The organism is Blastococcus sp. CT_GayMR20 (assembly GCF_004570345.1).
Genome location: NZ_SPQM01000006.1, coordinates 41039 through 59436 on the forward strand (window position 1 = coordinate 41039; position 18398 = coordinate 59436).

General features: G+C 71.8%; 14 protein-coding genes, 4 tRNA genes and 1 pseudogene. 9 read left to right on the plus strand and 10 right to left on the minus strand.

The features are described from left to right. Positions 1 to 2: 2 nt before the first annotated feature. Positions 3 to 76: transfer RNA gene (locus E4P40_RS02865), tRNA-Met, on the minus strand. 141 nt (positions 77 to 217) lie between these two features. Between E4P40_RS02865 and E4P40_RS02870 the strand changes: the two genes are divergently transcribed. Beyond that, on the plus strand, positions 218 to 700 hold the full coding sequence (locus tag E4P40_RS02870) for a hypothetical protein (protein ID WP_135157191.1): 483 nt from the start codon (positions 218 to 220) through the stop codon (positions 698 to 700). Positions 701 to 721: 21 nt separating this feature from the next. Here the strand turns inward: E4P40_RS02870 and E4P40_RS02875 are convergent, their stop codons facing one another. The 4 genes from E4P40_RS02875 to E4P40_RS28745 all read right to left on the minus strand — a co-directional run bounded on the left by E4P40_RS02875 (position 722) and on the right by E4P40_RS28745 (position 6884). After that, positions 722 to 2845 carry a DEAD/DEAH box helicase gene (locus E4P40_RS02875; protein ID WP_135157193.1) on the minus strand — a complete coding sequence of 708 codons (2124 nt, stop codon included), beginning with the start codon at positions 2843 to 2845 and terminating at the stop codon, positions 722 to 724. 162 nt (positions 2846 to 3007) lie between these two features. Further along, a tRNA-Met gene (locus E4P40_RS02880) sits at positions 3008 to 3081 on the minus strand. A 69-nt stretch (positions 3082 to 3150) separates the two neighbouring features. Beyond that, entirely contained in the window at positions 3151 to 6093 is a 2943-nt protein-coding gene (locus E4P40_RS02885; protein WP_245160106.1) for a UPF0182 family protein, read from the minus strand. A 182-nt stretch (positions 6094 to 6275) separates the two neighbouring features. Next, positions 6276 to 6884, minus strand: a complete 609-nt coding sequence (locus E4P40_RS28745; protein ID WP_245160104.1) for a S16 family serine protease — start codon at positions 6882 to 6884, stop codon at positions 6276 to 6278. A 24-nt stretch (positions 6885 to 6908) separates the two neighbouring features. Between E4P40_RS28745 and E4P40_RS28750 the strand changes: the two genes are divergently transcribed. From E4P40_RS28750 to E4P40_RS02905, 4 genes are all read left to right on the plus strand, one after another. Then, positions 6909 to 7379 carry a S16 family serine protease gene (locus E4P40_RS28750; protein ID WP_245160105.1) on the plus strand — a complete coding sequence of 157 codons (471 nt, stop codon included), beginning with the start codon at positions 6909 to 6911 and terminating at the stop codon, positions 7377 to 7379. Between the two features lie 182 nt (positions 7380 to 7561). Then, positions 7562 to 10504: a UPF0182 family protein gene (locus E4P40_RS02895; protein WP_245160106.1), complete on the plus strand. Its 2943-nt coding sequence runs from the start codon at positions 7562 to 7564 to the stop codon at positions 10502 to 10504. 69 nt (positions 10505 to 10573) lie between these two features. Next, positions 10574 to 10647, plus strand: a tRNA-Met gene (locus E4P40_RS02900). Positions 10648 to 10809: 162 nt separating this feature from the next. After that, entirely contained in the window at positions 10810 to 12933 is a 2124-nt protein-coding gene (locus E4P40_RS02905; RefSeq protein ID WP_135157193.1) for a DEAD/DEAH box helicase, read from the plus strand. A gap of 21 nt (positions 12934 to 12954) precedes the next feature. Here the strand turns inward: E4P40_RS02905 and E4P40_RS02910 are convergent, their stop codons facing one another. Next, on the minus strand, positions 12955 to 13437 hold the full coding sequence (locus tag E4P40_RS02910; RefSeq protein ID WP_135157191.1) for a hypothetical protein: 483 nt from the start codon (positions 13435 to 13437) through the stop codon (positions 12955 to 12957). 141 nt (positions 13438 to 13578) lie between these two features. Here E4P40_RS02910 and E4P40_RS02915 point away from each other — a divergent pair. The 3 genes from E4P40_RS02915 (at position 13579) to E4P40_RS28755 (ending at position 14676) form a co-directional block, all read left to right on the plus strand. Next, positions 13579 to 13652 (plus strand) — tRNA-Met (locus E4P40_RS02915). A gap of 86 nt (positions 13653 to 13738) precedes the next feature. Beyond that, complete coding sequence (locus tag E4P40_RS02920; protein ID WP_135157189.1) at positions 13739 to 14029, plus strand: GNAT family N-acetyltransferase; 291 nt, start codon at positions 13739 to 13741, stop codon at positions 14027 to 14029. Further along, complete coding sequence (locus E4P40_RS28755; protein ID WP_245160103.1) at positions 14026 to 14676, plus strand: thioredoxin domain-containing protein; 651 nt, start codon at positions 14026 to 14028, stop codon at positions 14674 to 14676. The genes E4P40_RS02920 and E4P40_RS28755 overlap by 4 nt, the downstream gene beginning before the upstream one ends. A gap of 24 nt (positions 14677 to 14700) precedes the next feature. On the opposite strand, the pseudogene nhaA reads toward E4P40_RS28755, so the two are convergent. Both nhaA and E4P40_RS02935 read right to left on the minus strand, forming a co-directional pair. Continuing rightward, a pseudogene (gene nhaA, locus E4P40_RS02930) lies at positions 14701 to 15921 on the minus strand (Na+/H+ antiporter NhaA); the annotation flags it as partial. Positions 15922 to 15940: 19 nt separating this feature from the next. Beyond that, positions 15941 to 16441, minus strand: a complete 501-nt coding sequence (locus E4P40_RS02935; RefSeq protein ID WP_135157185.1) for a VOC family protein — start codon at positions 16439 to 16441, stop codon at positions 15941 to 15943. Positions 16442 to 16516: 75 nt separating this feature from the next. Here E4P40_RS02935 and E4P40_RS02940 point away from each other — a divergent pair, with 75 nt between their 5' ends. Next, entirely contained in the window at positions 16517 to 16825 is a 309-nt protein-coding gene (locus E4P40_RS02940; RefSeq protein ID WP_135157183.1) for an antibiotic biosynthesis monooxygenase, read from the plus strand. 58 nt (positions 16826 to 16883) lie between these two features. Here the strand turns inward: E4P40_RS02940 and E4P40_RS02945 are convergent, their stop codons facing one another. Continuing rightward, the gene (locus E4P40_RS02945) at positions 16884 to 18056 is read right to left on the minus strand and encodes a type III PLP-dependent enzyme (protein ID WP_135157181.1); all 1173 of its coding nucleotides are present in this window, start codon (positions 18054 to 18056) and stop codon (positions 16884 to 16886) included. Continuing rightward, positions 18053 to 18376, minus strand: coding sequence for an SMR family transporter (locus E4P40_RS27885; RefSeq protein ID WP_167762086.1), 324 nt, complete (start codon positions 18374 to 18376; stop codon positions 18053 to 18055). The genes E4P40_RS02945 and E4P40_RS27885 overlap by 4 nt, the downstream gene beginning before the upstream one ends. Positions 18377 to 18398 lie beyond the last annotated feature (22 nt).

Sequence of the window (18398 nt, forward strand, 5' to 3'; positions counted from 1 at the left end):
CGTAGCGGGGACAGGATTCGAACCTGTGACCTCTGGGTTATGAGCCCAGCGAGCTACCGAGCTGCTCCACCCCGCGTCGGCGCAACCCAGGCTACACGCCGCTCGGCGACCGCCTCCGGGCCCCTCGCGACGGCCCTCGTGACAGCCCCGTCACACAGGTCCCAGCGCCGCGCGCGCCTTCCCTGACCGCCCCGCGGCGCCGCTTACAGTCCGCACCGTGGCGGGGGGTGCAGCGATGAGCATGTTCGCCGGCCAGCCGCAGCCGGTGGAGATCCTCCACCGCGGCATCTGGTACTCCGGCGAGCTCATCGGCTGGCGTCACGAGGCGGACGGCCGGGTCGCCGCCCGGGTCCGCTGCCGCGTCGACGGACTGCGGCACTCCGCCTGGGTCGACCTGCAGACCCTGCGCCTGCCCGATCCCCAGCACCCGCCCCGCAAGGAGCGGTACCCGGCCGCCCTCCCGAAGGCCGCGGCGGACCCGGAGGACGACGCGACCCGCCCGCACTCCATGCTGGCCGGGCTCGGCAGCGCACGTCCCACCAAGCCCGTGCACGCCGTCACGCCGCCGCCGGCGCCGGCGGCCGTCGAGCCGTGGCACGAGCGGCCGCCGGTAGCCCGGCCGCAGTGGGACGAGCCCCGGTCCCGGCCGCGCCGCAACGAGCAGCTGCACCAGCTCGACGCGTACCTCAGCGTCGTCTGACGCGGCCGGCGCCGATCGTCGCTACGGCGATGCCGACAAGGCGTCGGTCAGCAACGCGACGAGCGCCTCGTGCTGCACGTCGGTCGAGGACGCGATCTCCTCGTCCGAGCCGTCGAGAGCCCGGGCGGCGAGCCCCGCCTTGCTGTCGATCAGCTCGGCGATCCGGGCGTCGATCGTCTGCGCCGCGATGATGCGCCACGCGGTCACCGGTTCCGCCTGACCGATCCGGTGACTGCGGTCGATGGCCTGGGTCTGCTCAGCGTCGGTCCAGGACAGCTCGGCGAGCACGATGTTGGACGCGACCTGCAGGTTGAGCCCCACGCCGGCCGCGGTCAGGGAGCAGACCGCGATGGCGACGTCCGGGTCCTTCACGAAGGCGTCGATGTTGCGCTGCCGCGCGGTCGACGTCTGGTCGCCACGGATCGAGGAGAACCGGATGCCCTGCTTGGCGAAGGTCTCCTCGGCCGCGTCCATGACGTCGATGTGCTTGGCGAAGAAGACCACCTTGCCCGCACTCCGGGCGAGCTGGGCGGCGTAGTCGGCGGCGAGCGGCGCCTTGGCCTGGCCGATGCGGCGCACCATGCTGAACACGTTCTCGCCGGTCGTCGAGGTGGCCGCGTCCTTCAGCTCCGCCCGCGCCACCCTGCGTACCAGGGCGTGGTCGATGCCCTCGACGAGGTCGGAGGAGCGGTTCGCGAGCGCGGTCTCGTACCGCGCCACCATCCGCCGGGCGAGATCCCGCTCGGCGGCCCGGATCGACCGTCCGGTCGGCCCGTCCAGCTCGACGGGCAGGTCGGCGACGCGGCGGGCGGGGATGTCGGCTGCCACGTCGACCTTGCGGCGGCGGACGACGCCGCGGTCGATGACGCACGCACGCGCGGCCGGGTAGAACCCGGGGTCAGCAGGTGTCAGGCCGGACTGCTCGAGCGCCTCCATCAGCTCGCCGATCGGCATGGCCTCGTCGATCCAGCCCAGGAACTGCCAGATCGCCCGGAAGTCCTCGATGTCGTTGATCAGCGGGGTGCCGGTGAGGGCCATCAGCAGGGGACGCCCGGTGCGGGCACGGATGCGCTCGGAGAGCTCGAGGACGTGCTGCGAGCGCTGGGACGTCTTGTTCTTGATGAAGTGTGCCTCGTCGACCACCATGCCGCGGAAGCCGAAGTCGCCGATCCACCCCACGTGCCGGTCGAGCACCTCGTAGTTGACGACGACGATGTCGGCGAAGCCGTCGATGGTGTTCCCGTCGCCGTGGATCACCGTGGCCGCGCGATGGGGCGTCCACAGTCCCGCCTCGCGCGCCCAGTTGGTCTTGACGACGTTCGGCACGACCACGAGCAGCGGGTAGGCGTTCGCCGCCTCCGCGGCCAGCAGGGCCTGGGCCGTCTTGCCCAGGCCCGGCTCGTCGGCGAGCAGGAAGGTCCGATGACCGGAAGCGACGGCAGCCACCAGTTGTGCCTGGTGCGGCATGAGCTCCCGACCGCCGGGCGCGCGCAGGGACGACGGCGCCGGGAGGGCCATGCAGGCCGAGGCTCCGGCGCCGGCGCGCTCGAACGAACTGAGGAGCGGGCCGAGCAGCTCCCACCCGGCGAGGCGGCGTGGGCGGACCGTGGTCTGCCGCACCGCATCGAAGTCCGGGGCGAGGAACGGGTTGGCCAGCTGCCGGGAGACCACCGACTGGGGCACGACCCGGCGCTCGGGAACGGCGGGCGCGGCGACCGGCTCCGCCGGCGTGGGCGCCTCGGGGGTCGGCTCCACGCCGGCGGTGCGCAGCATCTCGCGCGTGAGCGATCGGGCCGCATCCGAGACGACGGCGTCGTCGGAGAGGAAGGCCAGGAGGCCGGTGTCCCGCACCGCTGTCTTGGCGAGGATGGTGGCCACGCCGTCGAGGCGCCTGAGTTGCTCCGACCGGCGGGCGTCCCCCATGGCCGCGTCGGCCTTGATCCGGGCATGCTCCTCGCGGACGAGGAGTCCCACGGCCTGGAACTTCGTGCGGACGGCCGGCGTCACGCGGCCGCGCTCGACGGCGGCCTCCACCTCACGGACGGCGCGGGCGAGCTCCGCGATGACGTCACCGTCCCGGACCCGCCGCTGGTTCCGCGGGGCACTGCGGCGAGCGCCGTTCTGGCCTCGGCCCCCTCGAGCCACGGATCCCTCCTCTGGCATGCCCGGCGACCTGCGGCCGGACGCCGCAGATCGTCCCGCGTGCCGGCCCCCGGCGATGCGCCGCCCCGAACCGCCTTCCGGTGGCCGTCTGCACACAGATGGAAACGGCCCCCACATGGGACTGTGGGGGCCGTTCCGTCGTTGTAGCGGGGGCAGGATTCGAACCTGCGACCTCTGGGTTATGAGCCCAGCGAGCTACCGAGCTGCTCCACCCCGCGTCGGTAGAGCCCACCTTACACGCCCGGGACGGAGGGAGGGTGCGGGGTTGCCCACACCCTCCCTCCCGCTCACCCGCCGGGGGTGGCGCCGGCCGCCCCCTGCGCGGCCTGGTACGCCTCGACCGCGGTGCCCAGGTTCTCGAGCGCCTGACCCTGCGCACTGAAGTCGCCGGCGCGCTGCGCTGCGGCCAGTTCCTCCAGGGCGGCGTTGATGTCGCTCACCGCCTCGTCGAGACCGGGGGCGGCCGGTGTCCCGCCGTCGGCCGGTGGCGTCGTCGGGGTGGTGGGCGTGGTCGGCTCGGCGGGATCGGTCGGGTCGTCGGTGGCGGCGTTCTCGTCCGTCGCGGACTCCCCCGCTCCCGCGCCGAAGACCTGGTCGAGCGCCTCCTCCAGCGTGTCGGCGTACCCGATCCGGTCGCCGAAGTTGACCAGGACCTTCTGCAGCAGCGGGAAGCCGCCCTCGCCGGTGCCGCGCACGTACAGCGGCTCGACGTACAGCAGACCGGCGTCGCCGATGGGCAGGGTCAGGAGGTTGCCGAACACCGGGTCGGAGTTCTCGCTGTTGAACAGGGTCAGGTCCGGTCGGACCTGGTTGTTGGACTCGAACGAGTTCTGGACCTGCCCCGGTCCCCGGAACGGGGTGTTGCCCGGCAGCCGCAGCACCTGGATCTCGCCGTAGGTCTCCGGGGCGCTGGAGGCGGAGATGAAGGCCGAGAGGTTGTCCCGCTGGAAGGCGTTGAGGGCGCTGGTCAGCTGGAAGCTGGCCTCGTCGTCGTTCGGCCGCTGCGCCAGGATGTAGTACGGCGGCTGGTCCTCCTCGGTGTTCCGCGTCGGGTCGTCGGGGATCTGCCAGCGGTCGTTGGCGTTGTAGAAGTCCACCGGGTCGTCGACGTGGTAGCGGGTGAGGATCTCCCGCTGCACCTTGAACAGGTCCTCCGGGTACCGCACGTGGCTGTTCAGCTCGTCGGAGATCGCGCTCTTCGGCTGGACGACGCCCGGGAAGGCCTTCATGTAGGTCTGCAGCACCGGGTCCTCGGTGTCCCACTCGTACAGCGTCACGGTGCCGTCGTGCGCGTCGACCGTCGCCTTCACCGAGTTGCGGATGTAGTTGAAGGTCTCGTTCGGCAGCGCCGTGGTACCGGTGCCCGTCAGCGCGTCCGACGCCGCCTCGCCCAGCTCCATCTGCTCGGCGTACGGGTAGGAGTCCGACGTCGTGTAGCCGTCGAGCATCCAGACGATCCGGCCGTCGATCACCGCCGGGTACGGGTCGCCGTCGACCTCGAGGAAGGGCGCGGCCTTCTCGACCCGCTCGCGCGGGTCACGCACGTAGAGGACCTTCGATTCCTCGTTGACGGCGTTGGACAGCAGGAAGTTGCGCTCGCGGTAGTAGATGGCGAACGTCAGCTGCCGGAAGAAGCTGCCGACCGACACCCCGCCCTCGCCGTTGTAGGTGTTGTTGATCTGGCCTTCGTCGTCCGAGCCGCCCTCGGGCTGGTCGAACTCCTGGGGCCGGGCGCCCTCCGGGGCGCCGACCACCGAGTAGTCCCGCATCAGCTCGCCGTAGTAGATGCGCGGCTCCTCGACCTCGATGTCGCCCCGCACCGGCAGGTCGCGCGTCGTGAAGTTGGGCTCCCCACCTTCGGTGCCGGCCACGACCTCGTTCGCCGGCGCGGCCACGAACCCGTTGCCGTGCGTGTAGACCGTGTGCCGGTTGATCCAGGTGCTCTGGTTCTCCGACAGGCCGGCGCTGTTGAGCTCGCGCACGGCGACGACGTAGTCGCGGACCTCGCCGTTGACCGTGTAGCGGTCGATGTCCAGCTTCTCCGGGAAGCCGTACACGTTCCGGATCTGCTGGCGGGCGGTGAAGGTGTCGGCCAGGACGTTGGGGTCCAGCAGCCGCGCGTTCGGAATCGTCTGCGTGTCGTTGCGCAGCTCGGCCAGGGCCGCAGAGGTGTCGACCTCCTCGCCGGTCGCCTCCTGCGCGTAGTCGACGTACTCGATGTCGGCGAGGTTGTAGGCGTCGCGCGTCGCGGCGATCGCCCGGTCGATGTAGGGAGCTTCCTTCTCGTTGGCACTGGGCTTGACCACGAACTGCTGCACGATCGCGGGGTAGGCCACGCCGATGACGAGGCTGGAGATCAGCAGCAGCACCAGCGCGGCGGCCGGCAGCAGGAAGTTGCGCACGAAGATGTTGGCGAAGAAGGCCAGTGCGCAGACGGCGGCGACGAACACCAGGATCGTCTTCGGCACGAGCAGCGCGTTGACGTCGGTGTAGCTGGCGCCGGTGAAGACCTCACCGCGGTCGGAGTAGACGAGCCCGTAGCGGTCCAGCCAGTAGGCGACCGCCTTCAGCGCGACGAAGAGCCCGAGCAGCACCGACAGCTGCACCCGCGCCGCGGCGGTCAGCTTCTGCCCCGGCGTCTGCAGCCGCAGCCCGCCGAAGACGTAGTGGGTGAGCACCGAGCCGATCAGCGCCAGCAGCACGATCGCGAACCCGAACCCCAGCGCCAGCCGGTAGAAGGGGTAGTCGAAGACGAAGAACGACACGTCGACGCCGAACTCCGGGTCGGTGCGCCCGAACGGGGTGCTGTTGCGGAAGCCGAGCCACGTCTGCCAGCTGCCCTGCGCGGTGAACCCGGCGAACAGCCCGAGGACGACGGCGACGGCGGTGAGCACCAGACCGCGGCGCGGCTCGAGCGACTGGCGGTAGCGCTCCAGGTTCTGCTGCTCCAGCGACATCGGCCGGAACGTGGGCCGGAACCGGTACGCCAGGTAGATCGCCAGCGCGACCAGGCCGCCGGTGGCGACGCCGGCCACGGCGAACAGCAGCGCACGCGTCTGCAGCTCGGTCCAGAAGACCTTGGTGTAGTCCGTCTCGTCGAACCAGAGGTAGTCCACGTAGACGTTCGTCAGCGTGCCGATGGCCGTGAACAGCACCAGCAGGACGCCGATGGCGCCGAGGACCAGCTTGGCGCGCCGCGACAGGGTCGGCACCGGCACGGGGGGCCGCATGGCCACGAGCGCTCTCCTTCGTGTTGCAACATCCGGCCACGGCACCGCCGCAGCCACGTGTGGTCGGACCCGGCGCCCTCAGGCGCGGTCCCCGCTCATCCCAGCACAACGCTCAGGGCGCGCCCGGGTTCCCATCGCCCCGACAGGCCGTGCCGACGGGCCTCCCAGGCAGTCCCGGACCCTCAGCAGGGCTCCGGCGTCCGGCCGGCCTCGAAGTCGGCCAGCGCGTCGAGGGCGTCCTCCAGGGTGGCGACCCGCGCCAGGGGGAAATCGGGCTCGGCCACGCCCAGCGCCTCCTCGCAGTTCCCGGCGGGCACCAGGAAGAGCTCGGCGTCGATCTCGGCGGCCGCGACCATCTTCAGCGTGATCCCGCCGATGGGGCCCACGTTCCCGTCCGCGTCGATCGTCCCGGTGCCCGCGACGATGGCGCCGCCGGTCAGGTCGTCGTCCCCCACGAGGTCGAGGATGCCGAGCGTCAGCATCAGGCCGGCCGACGGACCGCCGACGTCCTCCACCTGGATGTCGACGTCGAAGGGCGCCGAGGGCTGCTCGAGGATCGTGATGCCGAGGAGCGAGCCGTCGCCGTCCTCGGCGGACTTCGTCGTCACGGTGGCGGAGCCCGGCGCGCCGAGCCGGGTGTAGGAGACGGTCACGTCCGAGCCGCCGGGGATGTCGTCGAGCACTGCGTCGAGGGCGTCGACGTCGGGCACGGGACGGCCGTCGATCGCCTCCAGGGCGTCGCCCTCCTCGAGTGCGTCCTCCGACGGCGAGTCCTCGGCGAAGCCCTGCACGACGACATCCCCGGCGGCTCGGACGTGACCGTCTCCTACACCCGGCTCGGCGCGCCGGGCTCCGCCACCGTGACGACGAAGTCCGCCGAGGACGGCGACGGCTCGCTCCTCGGCATCACGATCCTCGAGCAGCCCTCGGCGCCCTTCGACGTCGACATCCAGGTGGAGGACGTCGGCGGTCCGTCGGCCGGCCTGATGCTGACGCTCGGCATCCTCGACCTCGTGGGGGACGACGACCTGACCGGCGGCGCCATCGTCGCGGGCACCGGGACGATCGACGCGGACGGGAACGTGGGCCCCATCGGCGGGATCACGCTGAAGATGGTCGCGGCCGCCGAGATCGACGCCGAGCTCTTCCTGGTGCCCGCCGGGAACTGCGAGGAGGCGCTGGGCGTGGCCGAGCCCGATTTCCCCCTGGCGCGGGTCGCCACCCTGGAGGACGCCCTCGACGCGCTGGCCGACTTCGAGGCCGGCCGGACGCCGGAGCCCTGCTGAGGGTCCGGGACTGCCTGGGAGGCCCGTCGGCACGGCCTGTCGGGGCGATGGGAACCCGGGCGCGCCCTGAGCGTTGTGCTGGGATGAGCGGGGACCGCGCCTGAGGGCGCCGGGTCCGACCACACGTGGCTGCGGCGGTGCCGTGGCCGGATGTTGCAACACGAAGGAGAGCGCTCGTGGCCATGCGGCCCCCCGTGCCGGTGCCGACCCTGTCGCGGCGCGCCAAGCTGGTCCTCGGCGCCATCGGCGTCCTGCTGGTGCTGTTCACGGCCATCGGCACGCTGACGAACGTCTACGTGGACTACCTCTGGTTCGACGAGACGGACTACACCAAGGTCTTCTGGACCGAGCTGCAGACGCGTGCGCTGCTGTTCGCCGTGGCCGGCGTCGCCACCGGCGGCCTGGTCGCGCTGGCGATCTACCTGGCGTACCGGTTCCGGCCCACGTTCCGGCCGATGTCGCTGGAGCAGCAGAACCTGGAGCGCTACCGCCAGTCGCTCGAGCCGCGCCGCGGTCTGGTGCTCACCGCCGTCGCCGTCGTCCTCGGGCTGTTCGCCGGGTTCACCGCGCAGGGCAGCTGGCAGACGTGGCTCGGCTTCCGCAACAGCACCCCGTTCGGGCGCACCGACCCGGAGTTCGGCGTCGACGTGTCGTTCTTCGTCTTCGACTACCCCTTCTACCGGCTGGCGCTGGGGTTCGGGTTCGCGATCGTGCTGCTGGCGCTGATCGGCTCGGTGCTCACCCACTACGTCTTCGGCGGGCTGCGGCTGCAGACGCCGGGGCAGAAGCTGACCGCCGCGGCGCGGGTGCAGCTGTCGGTGCTGCTCGGGCTCTTCGTCGCGCTGAAGGCGGTCGCCTACTGGCTGGACCGCTACGGGCTCGTCTACTCCGACCGCGGTGAGGTCTTCACCGGCGCCAGCTACACCGACGTCAACGCGCTGCTCGTGCCGAAGACGATCCTGGTGTTCGTCGCCGCCGTCTGCGCACTGGCCTTCTTCGCCAACATCTTCGTGCGCAACTTCCTGCTGCCGGCCGCCGCGCTGGTGCTGCTGCTGATCTCCAGCCTCGTCATCGGCGTGGCCTACCCCGCGATCGTGCAGCAGTTCGTGGTCAAGCCCAGTGCCAACGAGAAGGAAGCTCCCTACATCGACCGGGCGATCGCCGCGACGCGCGACGCCTACAACCTCGCCGACATCGAGTACGTCGACTACGCGCAGGAGGCGACCGGCGAGGAGGTCGACACCTCTGCGGCCCTGGCCGAGCTGCGCAACGACACGCAGACGATTCCGAACGCGCGGCTGCTGGACCCCAACGTCCTGGCCGACACCTTCACCGCCCGCCAGCAGATCCGGAACGTGTACGGCTTCCCGGAGAAGCTGGACATCGACCGCTACACGGTCAACGGCGAGGTCCGCGACTACGTCGTCGCCGTGCGCGAGCTCAACAGCGCCGGCCTGTCGGAGAACCAGAGCACCTGGATCAACCGGCACACGGTCTACACGCACGGCAACGGGTTCGTGGCCGCGCCGGCGAACGAGGTCGTGGCCGGCACCGAAGGTGGGGAGCCCAACTTCACGACGCGCGACCTGCCGGTGCGGGGCGACATCGAGGTCGAGGAGCCGCGCATCTACTACGGCGAGCTGATGCGGGACTACTCGGTGGTCGGCGCCCCGGAGGGCGCCCGGCCCCAGGAGTTCGACCAGCCCGAGGGCGGCTCGGACGACGAAGGCCAGATCAACAACACCTACAACGGCGAGGGCGGGGTGTCGGTCGGCAGCTTCTTCCGGCAGCTGACGTTCGCCATCTACTACCGCGAGCGCAACTTCCTGCTGTCCAACGCCGTCAACGAGGAATCGAAGGTCCTCTACGTGCGTGACCCGCGCGAGCGGGTCGAGAAGGCCGCGCCCTTCCTCGAGGTCGACGGCGACCCGTACCCGGCGGTGATCGACGGCCGGATCGTCTGGATGCTCGACGGCTACACGACGTCGGACTCCTACCCGTACGCCGAGCAGATGGAGCTGGGCGAGGCGGCGTCGGACGCGCTGACGGGCACCGGTACCACGGCGCTGCCGAACGAGACCTTCAACTACATCCGCAACTCGGTGAAGGCGACGGTCGACGCGCACGACGGCACCGTGACGCTGTACGAGTGGGACACCGAGGACCCGGTGCTGCAGACCTACATGAAGGCCTTCCCGGGCGTCGTCCAGCCGAAGAGCGCGATCTCCGACGAGCTGAACAGCCACGTGCGGTACCCGGAGGACCTGTTCAAGGTGCAGCGGGAGATCCTCACCCGCTACCACGTCGACGACCCGGTGGACTTCTACAACGCCAACGACCGCTGGCAGATCCCCGACGACCCGACGCGGAACACCGAGGAGGACCAGCCGCCGTACTACATCCTGGCGCAGCGGCCGAACGACGACGAGGCCAGCTTCCAGCTGACCAGCGCCCTCAACGCCTTCCAGCGGGACAACCTCTCGGCCTTCATCTCCGCCTCCAGCGCCCCGGAGACCTACGGCGAGATCCAGGTGCTGCGGCTGCCGGGCAACACCCCGTTCCGGGGACCGGGGCAGGTCCAGAACTCGTTCGAGTCCAACAACCAGGTCCGACCGGACCTGACCCTGTTCAACAGCGAGAACTCCGACCCGGTGTTCGGCAACCTCCTGACCCTGCCCATCGGCGACGCCGGTCTGCTGTACGTCGAGCCGCTGTACGTGCGCGGCACCGGCGAGGGCGGCTTCCCGCTGCTGCAGAAGGTCCTGGTCAACTTCGGCGACCGGATCGGGTACGCCGACACGCTGGAGGAGGCGCTCGACCAGGTCTTCGGCGCGGGAGCGGGGGAGTCCGCGACGGACGAGAACGCCGCCACCGACGACCCGACCGATCCCGCCGAGCCGACCACGCCCACCACCCCGACGACGCCACCGGCCGACGGCGGGACACCGGCCGCCCCCGGTCTCGACGAGGCGGTGAGCGACATCAACGCCGCCCTGGAGGAACTGGCCGCAGCGCAGCGCGCCGGCGACTTCAGTGCGCAGGGTCAGGCGCTCGAGAACCTGGGCACCGCGGTCGAGGCGTACCAGGCCGCGCAGGGGGCGGCCGGCGCCACCCCCGGCGGGTGAGCGGGAGGGAGGGTGTGGGCAACCCCGCACCCTCCCTCCGTCCCGGGCGTGTAAGGTGGGCTCTACCGACGCGGGGTGGAGCAGCTCGGTAGCTCGCTGGGCTCATAACCCAGAGGTCGCAGGTTCGAATCCTGCCCCCGCTACAACGACGGAACGGCCCCCACAGTCCCATGTGGGGGCCGTTTCCATCTGTGTGCAGACGGCCACCGGAAGGCGGTTCGGGGCGGCGCATCGCCGGGGGCCGGCACGCGGGACGATCTGCGGCGTCCGGCCGCAGGTCGCCGGGCATGCCAGAGGAGGGATCCGTGGCTCGAGGGGGCCGAGGCCAGAACGGCGCTCGCCGCAGTGCCCCGCGGAACCAGCGGCGGGTCCGGGACGGTGACGTCATCGCGGAGCTCGCCCGCGCCGTCCGTGAGGTGGAGGCCGCCGTCGAGCGCGGCCGCGTGACGCCGGCCGTCCGCACGAAGTTCCAGGCCGTGGGACTCCTCGTCCGCGAGGAGCATGCCCGGATCAAGGCCGACGCGGCCATGGGGGACGCCCGCCGGTCGGAGCAACTCAGGCGCCTCGACGGCGTGGCCACCATCCTCGCCAAGACAGCGGTGCGGGACACCGGCCTCCTGGCCTTCCTCTCCGACGACGCCGTCGTCTCGGATGCGGCCCGATCGCTCACGCGCGAGATGCTGCGCACCGCCGGCGTGGAGCCGACCCCCGAGGCGCCCACGCCGGCGGAGCCGGTCGCCGCGCCCGCCGTTCCCGAGCGCCGGGTCGTGCCCCAGTCGGTGGTCTCCCGGCAGCTGGCCAACCCGTTCCTCGCCCCGGACTTCGATGCGGTGCGGCAGACCACGGTCCGCCCACGCCGCCTCGCCGGGTGGGAGCTGCTCGGCCCGCTCCTCAGTTCGTTCGAGCGCGCCGGCGCCGGAGCCTCGGCCTGCATGGCCCTCCCGGCGCCGTCGTCCCTGCGCGCGCCCGGCGGTCGGGAGCTCATGCCGCACCAGGCACAACTGGTGGCTGCCGTCGCTTCCGGTCATCGGACCTTCCTGCTCGCCGACGAGCCGGGCCTGGGCAAGACGGCCCAGGCCCTGCTGGCCGCGGAGGCGGCGAACGCCTACCCGCTGCTCGTGGTCGTGCCGAACGTCGTCAAGACCAACTGGGCGCGCGAGGCGGGACTGTGGACGCCCCATCGCGCGGCCACGGTGATCCACGGCGACGGGAACACCATCGACGGCTTCGCCGACATCGTCGTCGTCAACTACGAGGTGCTCGACCGGCACGTGGGGTGGATCGGCGACTTCGGCTTCCGCGGCATGGTGGTCGACGAGGCACACTTCATCAAGAACAAGACGTCCCAGCGCTCGCAGCACGTCCTCGAGCTCTCCGAGCGCATCCGTGCCCGCACCGGGCGTCCCCTGCTGATGGCCCTCACCGGCACCCCGCTGATCAACGACATCGAGGACTTCCGGGCGATCTGGCAGTTCCTGGGCTGGATCGACGAGGCCATGCCGATCGGCGAGCTGATGGAGGCGCTCGAGCAGTCCGGCCTGACACCTGCTGACCCCGGGTTCTACCCGGCCGCGCGTGCGTGCGTCATCGACCGCGGCGTCGTCCGCCGCCGCAAGGTCGACGTGGCAGCCGACATCCCCGCCCGCCGCGTCGCCGACCTGCCCGTCGAGCTGGACGGGCCGACCGGACGGTCGATCCGGGCCGCCGAGCGGGATCTCGCCCGGCGGATGGTGGCGCGGTACGAGACCGCGCTCGCGAACCGCTCCTCCGACCTCGTCGAGGGCATCGACCACGCCCTGGTACGCAGGGTGGCGCGGGCGGAGCTGAAGGACGCGGCCACCTCGACGACCGGCGAGAACGTGTTCAGCATGGTGCGCCGCATCGGCCAGGCCAAGGCGCCGCTCGCCGCCGACTACGCCGCCCAGCTCGCCCGGAGTGCGGGCAAGGTGGTCTTCTTCGCCAAGCACATCGACGTCATGGACGCGGCCGAGGAGACCTTCGCCAAGCAGGGCATCCGGTTCTCCTCGATCCGTGGCGACCAGACGTCGACCGCGCGGCAGCGCAACATCGACGCCTTCGTGAAGGACCCGGACGTCGCCATCGCGGTCTGCTCCCTGACCGCGGCCGGCGTGGGGCTCAACCTGCAGGTCGCGTCCAACATCGTGCTCGCCGAGCTGTCCTGGACCGACGCTGAGCAGACCCAGGCCATCGACCGCAGTCACCGGATCGGTCAGGCGGAACCGGTGACCGCGTGGCGCATCATCGCGGCGCAGACGATCGACGCCCGGATCGCCGAGCTGATCGACAGCAAGGCGGGGCTCGCCGCCCGGGCTCTCGACGGCTCGGACGAGGAGATCGCGTCCTCGACCGACGTGCAGCACGAGGCGCTCGTCGCGTTGCTGACCGACGCCTTGTCGGCATCGCCGTAGCGACGATCGGCGCCGGCCGCGTCAGACGACGCTGAGGTACGCGTCGAGCTGGTGCAGCTGCTCGTTGCGGCGCGGCCGGGACCGGGGCTCGTCCCACTGCGGCCGGGCTACCGGCGGCCGCTCGTGCCACGGCTCGACGGCCGCCGGCGCCGGCGGCGGCGTGACGGCGTGCACGGGCTTGGTGGGACGTGCGCTGCCGAGCCCGGCCAGCATGGAGTGCGGGCGGGTCGCGTCGTCCTCCGGGTCCGCCGCGGCCTTCGGGAGGGCGGCCGGGTACCGCTCCTTGCGGGGCGGGTGCTGGGGATCGGGCAGGCGCAGGGTCTGCAGGTCGACCCAGGCGGAGTGCCGCAGTCCGTCGACGCGGCAGCGGACCCGGGCGGCGACCCGGCCGTCCGCCTCGTGACGCCAGCCGATGAGCTCGCCGGAGTACCAGATGCCGCGGTGGAGGATCTCCACCGGCTGCGGCTGGCCGGCGAACATGCTCATCGCTGCACCCCCCGCCACGGTGCGGACTGTAAGCGGCGCCGCGGGGCGGTCAGGGAAGGCGCGCGCGGCGCTGGGACCTGTGTGACGGGGCTGTCACGAGGGCCGTCGCGAGGGGCCCGGAGGCGGTCGCCGAGCGGCGTGTAGCCTGGGTTGCGCCGACGCGGGGTGGAGCAGCTCGGTAGCTCGCTGGGCTCATAACCCAGAGGTCACAGGTTCGAATCCTGTCCCCGCTACGACGAAGGGCCCGGTCACCTCGGTGACCGGGCCCGTTCCGTCCACGGGACGGAACAGCGGCCGCCGGGCAACCGTTGGCGTCGGCATGGAGCCCACCGTCCGGGACGTCCCGGAAGCAGACCGATACGAGATCCGCGACGGCGAGCAGCTGCTCGGCCACGCCGACTACCAGCGCAACGGCGACACCACCGTGTTCACCCACACCGAGGTCGACCAGGACAGCGGGCGGTCCGGCCTCGGCAGCACGCTCGTGCAGGGCGCGCTGGACGACGTTCGCGCCAAGGGCGGCTCGGTCGTCCCGAAGTGCTCGTTCGTGCGGGGCTGGATCGAGAAGCACCCCGAGTACGCCGACCTCGTGACCTCCCCGGGCCGGTGACGGCAACCCCCGAGGAGAGCGCCGTCCGGCGGCTGCCGGGCGAGCACGTGCTCGGGAATCCCGGGGCGCCGGTCACGGTCGTCGAGTACGGCGACTACGAGTGCCCGTACTGCGCGGCCGCGGCGCCGGTGCTCCGCCGCCTCGTCGAGGAGTCCGACGGCGGGATCCGCCTGGTCTTCCGGCACTTCCCCCTGGCCGAGCGCCATCCGTATGCATTGACCGCCGCCCTCGCGGCGGAGGCGGCCGGCGCGCAAGGAGGCTTCTGGCCCATGCACGACCTCCTGTTCGTCCGGCAGGAGCGACTCGACGACGCCGCCCTGCGCGCCTACGCCGAGGAGCTCGGGCTGGACGGCGACCGGGTGGTCGGCCAGGCCGCGCAGCCGTTCGGTGACAAGATCGAGGCCGACTTCGCGGCCGGCCTGGCCGCCGGGGTCGCCGGCACGCCGACCGTCCTCGTCGACGGCCGCCGTTTCTCCGGCCGGATGGAGCTCGGCGCCCTGCGCCGCGCCGTGTCAGGCGGGAACGGAGGGCTCGAGCCAGGGCCGCGGCGGCAGCGCCGGTGGCCCCTCGGACTCCGGCGAGCACAGCGAGAAGCGCTCGCCGAGGACGCGGAGCAGGACGACACCGGCGACCGCTGCCACCACTGAGCCGGCGAGGATGCCGATGGTCGCCTGCTCGCGCAGCCGCTCGTCGGTGAACGCCAGATCGGTGATGAACAGCGAGATCGTGAAGCCGATGCCGGCCAGCGTCGCGCCGGCCATCAGGTGCGACCAGCGGACGCCGCCGGGCAGCGTGCCCCAGCCCGTGCGCAGCGCGACCGCGGCACCGGCGGTGATGCCGATCGCGTTGCCGACGACGAGGGCGGCCGCGATGCCCAGGGTCACCGGCGACGTCGCCGCCGTCCGCAGGGTCTCGAGGTCGAGCGGGACACCCGCGTTGGCCAGACCGAAGACAGGGACGACGCCGTAGGCGGTCCACCGGTGCAGCGTCTGCTGCAGCCGGGCGCCGGCCGGAACGGTGGCGGCGACGGCGAGGCGGGCCAGCTGGGCCCGCTGCGGGTCGGGCGCCTCGCGGAGCGCACGGCCGTAGTCGCGGGTGCGATCGAGCACTTCCGGCGCCGTCGGCTTCGACGGCAGCAGCAGCCCCACAAGGACGCCGGCCAGCGTGGCGTGCACGCCCGAGGCATGGACGGCGAGCCACAGCGCGATGCCGGTGACCACGTAGGGCGCCAGCCGCCAGACACCCAGCCACCGGAGACCCACCAGGACGGCGACCAGCACGCCGGAGACGGCCAGGGCGGTCAGGCCGAGGTTCCCGCTGTAGACGAGCGCCATGACGGAGATGGCACCGATGTCGTCGACGATCGCGAGGGTGAGCAGGAAGAGCCGCAGCCGGTCCGGGCACCGCGGGCCGAACAGCGCGAGGATGCCGAGGACGAACGCCGTGTCCGTGGACATGACGATGCCCCAGCCGGCGCTGGCCGGGCCCGAGGGGTTCACGGCGAGGTAGACGGCGGCCGGCACGAGCAGGCCGCCGAGGGCGCCGAGGGCCGGCGCCGCCACGTTCCGCCGGTCGCGCAGTTCGCCCGTGGACACCTCGCGGGTGATCTCCAGGCCGACGACCAGGAAGAACAGCGCCATCGCGGCGTCGTTGACCCAGTGCTCGAGGTCCATGGACAGCGCCAGGTCGCCGACGCCGATGGTGGCGGTCGTCGACCAGAACGCGTCGTAGGAGCCGGACCACGGGGAGTTGGCCCACAGCAGCGCCGTGAGGGTGGCCACGAGGAGCAGGGCGGAGCCGCCGGCCTCGGTGCCCACGTAGAGCTTCGAGGACGGCGAGAGGGCCGGGAGGGAGACTCGGGAGGCCGGGCCGGGACGGGGCGGCTGCGTCACGTCGGGGGAGCGGCTTGCGTCAGAGGACGTGCTGGCCGTACATCTCGCCGAGCGGGTCGGCGATCAGCTCGATGCGGGCGCCGTCGGGGTCACGGAAGTAGACCGAGACGCCGCTGTGCACCTCGTGCTCGACGCCGGCCTCGGTGAGCCGCTCGACCAGCTTCGCCCAGCGGTCGGGGTCGACGCTGATGGCCATGTGGTGCAGCCCGCCGAGGACCTCGGCGTACGGGCCGACGTCGAGGCCGGGGAAGTCGAAGAAGGCGAGCAGGTTGCCGTTGCCGATGTCGAAGAAGAAGTGGGAGGAGCCCGGATAGTCGCGGTTCTCGATCAGCTCGGTCAGCGGAAAGCCCAGCACGTCCTGGTAGAAGCGCACCGTGCGCTCGACGTCGCTGCTGATCAGGGCGGTGTGGTGCAGGCCGCGGGCCGTCGACGACGGTCGCTCTCCTGCGGGCTTGAGGTGGACCTCGCGGATGCGGGCGCGCTCCTGGGCGGCCAGGTCGCTGCTCTCGGTGGTGCTCACGGCGTTCCTCCTCGTTCGATGCTGCCTGGCGACAACCGCGCTGACCGGCTCCTGCTTCCCCGTAACCTCCGCCGGGTGATCCTCGAGCACGCCGAGCTGTCGGTGACCCCGGGCCGCGAGGCCGAGTTCGAGGCGGCGTTCCGGGCCGCTTCCCCGATCATCTCCTCGTCGCCGGGCTTCCGGCGGCTGCTGCTGTCGCGGTGCACGGAGCGGGACAACGTGTTCCTCCTGCTCGTCGAGTGGAACCGTCTCGAGGACCACACGGAGGGTTTCCGGGGCTCGCCGGGATACCAGGAGTGGCGGCGCCTGCTGCACTCCTTCTACGACCCGTTCCCCGTCGTCGAGCACTTCCGCCCGCTGTTCATCGTCGGGCCCACAGGCTGAAGGCCGCCTCCAGAGGCTCGCCCGAGACTGCGAGGGGTGAGGAGGAGGGGGGCCTCTGTCAGACGACGACCACGGTGGCTTTCGGCAGGCCGTTGAACTCGCAGGCCGTCACGCTGGTGTAGGCCCCCATGAACGGCGCCACCACCAGGTCGCCGACCTCCATCGCCGGCAGCATCGCGCTGGTGGTGATCACGTCGGTGCTGTCGCAGGTCGGGCCGGCCAGGACGCTGGGGAGGGTCTCCCGCTCCTCGAGCCCCGCGTCGTACGCGTAGACCGTGGGGTGGACGTGGTCGCTCAGCACGTTCGAGAAGCTGCCGTAGAGGCCGTCGTCCAGGTAGTACCAGGGCATCCCCCCGCGCCGGGTGACCCCCACGACGCCGGCCACGGCCAGCATGGCGGGCGCGGCCACGAACCGCCCCGGTTCGGAGATCACCTGGATGCCGCGTCGGGTCAGTGGGCGGATCTCCTCCGCGATCGCCGACACGAAGCTGTCCAGGTGCGGCACGGCCGCGTCGTAGGGCACCGGCAGGCCCCCGCCGATGTCGAGGACGTCCAGGTCCACGCCCACGTCGGCCAGGCAGTCGATCAGCATCGCCGCGTGCTGGATGTCCTGGAGCAGCGGCTCGGCGCTCGCCAGCTGGCTGCCGGGGTGGAACGACAGGCCGGTCACCCGCAGGCCCTTCTGCTGCGCGGTCCGAAGGAGATCGAGGGCTTCGTCAGGCCGGGCGCCGTACTTGTAGGACAGGTCGATGAGCGCCTGCGGCGTGCGGTACTGGAGCCTCAGCAGCAGCTCGACGTCGTGCTCGAGGCCGGCGAACTTGTCCAGCTCCGCCTCGTTGTCGAAGACGAACGTCCGGATGCCCGACCGCACCGCTGCCGCGACGTCCGCCGGCTTCTTGACCGGGTGGGTGTAGATGCACCGGTCCGGGGCCACGCCCAGCTCCGTCACCAGCGCGACCTCCCGAGGAGAGGCGACGTCGAAGAAGCCGCCCTCGTCGCGGACCGCGGCCAGCGCCGCCCGGTGCGACAGGGCCTTCACCGCGTAGTACGGCCGCACGTCCGGCAGCGCCCGGCGCAGTGCCCGGTACTGCTCGGCGATCCTCGCCGGGTCCAGCACCAGCAGCGGCGTGCCGTGCCGCCCGACCAGTGCCGGCAGGTCGATGGCGGCCAGTTCGGTGCCCAGCTGGGCGGGAGTCGGGACGGTCCACGTGGACTCGGTGACGCTGGTCATGACACCGGTGCGCGGCCGAGGAGGTAGATACCCAGCGTGCCGGCGAGGATCAGGCCCAGGCAGACGTACTGCGCCGCCGAGATCGTCTCGCTCAGGAAGATCCGGCCGAGGAGGACCACCAGCACGATGCTCGCCCCGGCCCACACCGCGTTGGCCAGACCTGCCGGGACCGTCCGTGTGGCGTACGAGAACATCACGAAGCCGAACAGGAGCAGCAGCAGCCCGGCGAGCAGGAGGGCCGGCCGCTCCAGTCCCCGGGCCGCGCCCAGCAGGACGACGCCGGCCACGTCGGCCACGACGGTGACGACCAGGAAGACCATGCCGGGAGGAGCGCCCGGCGTC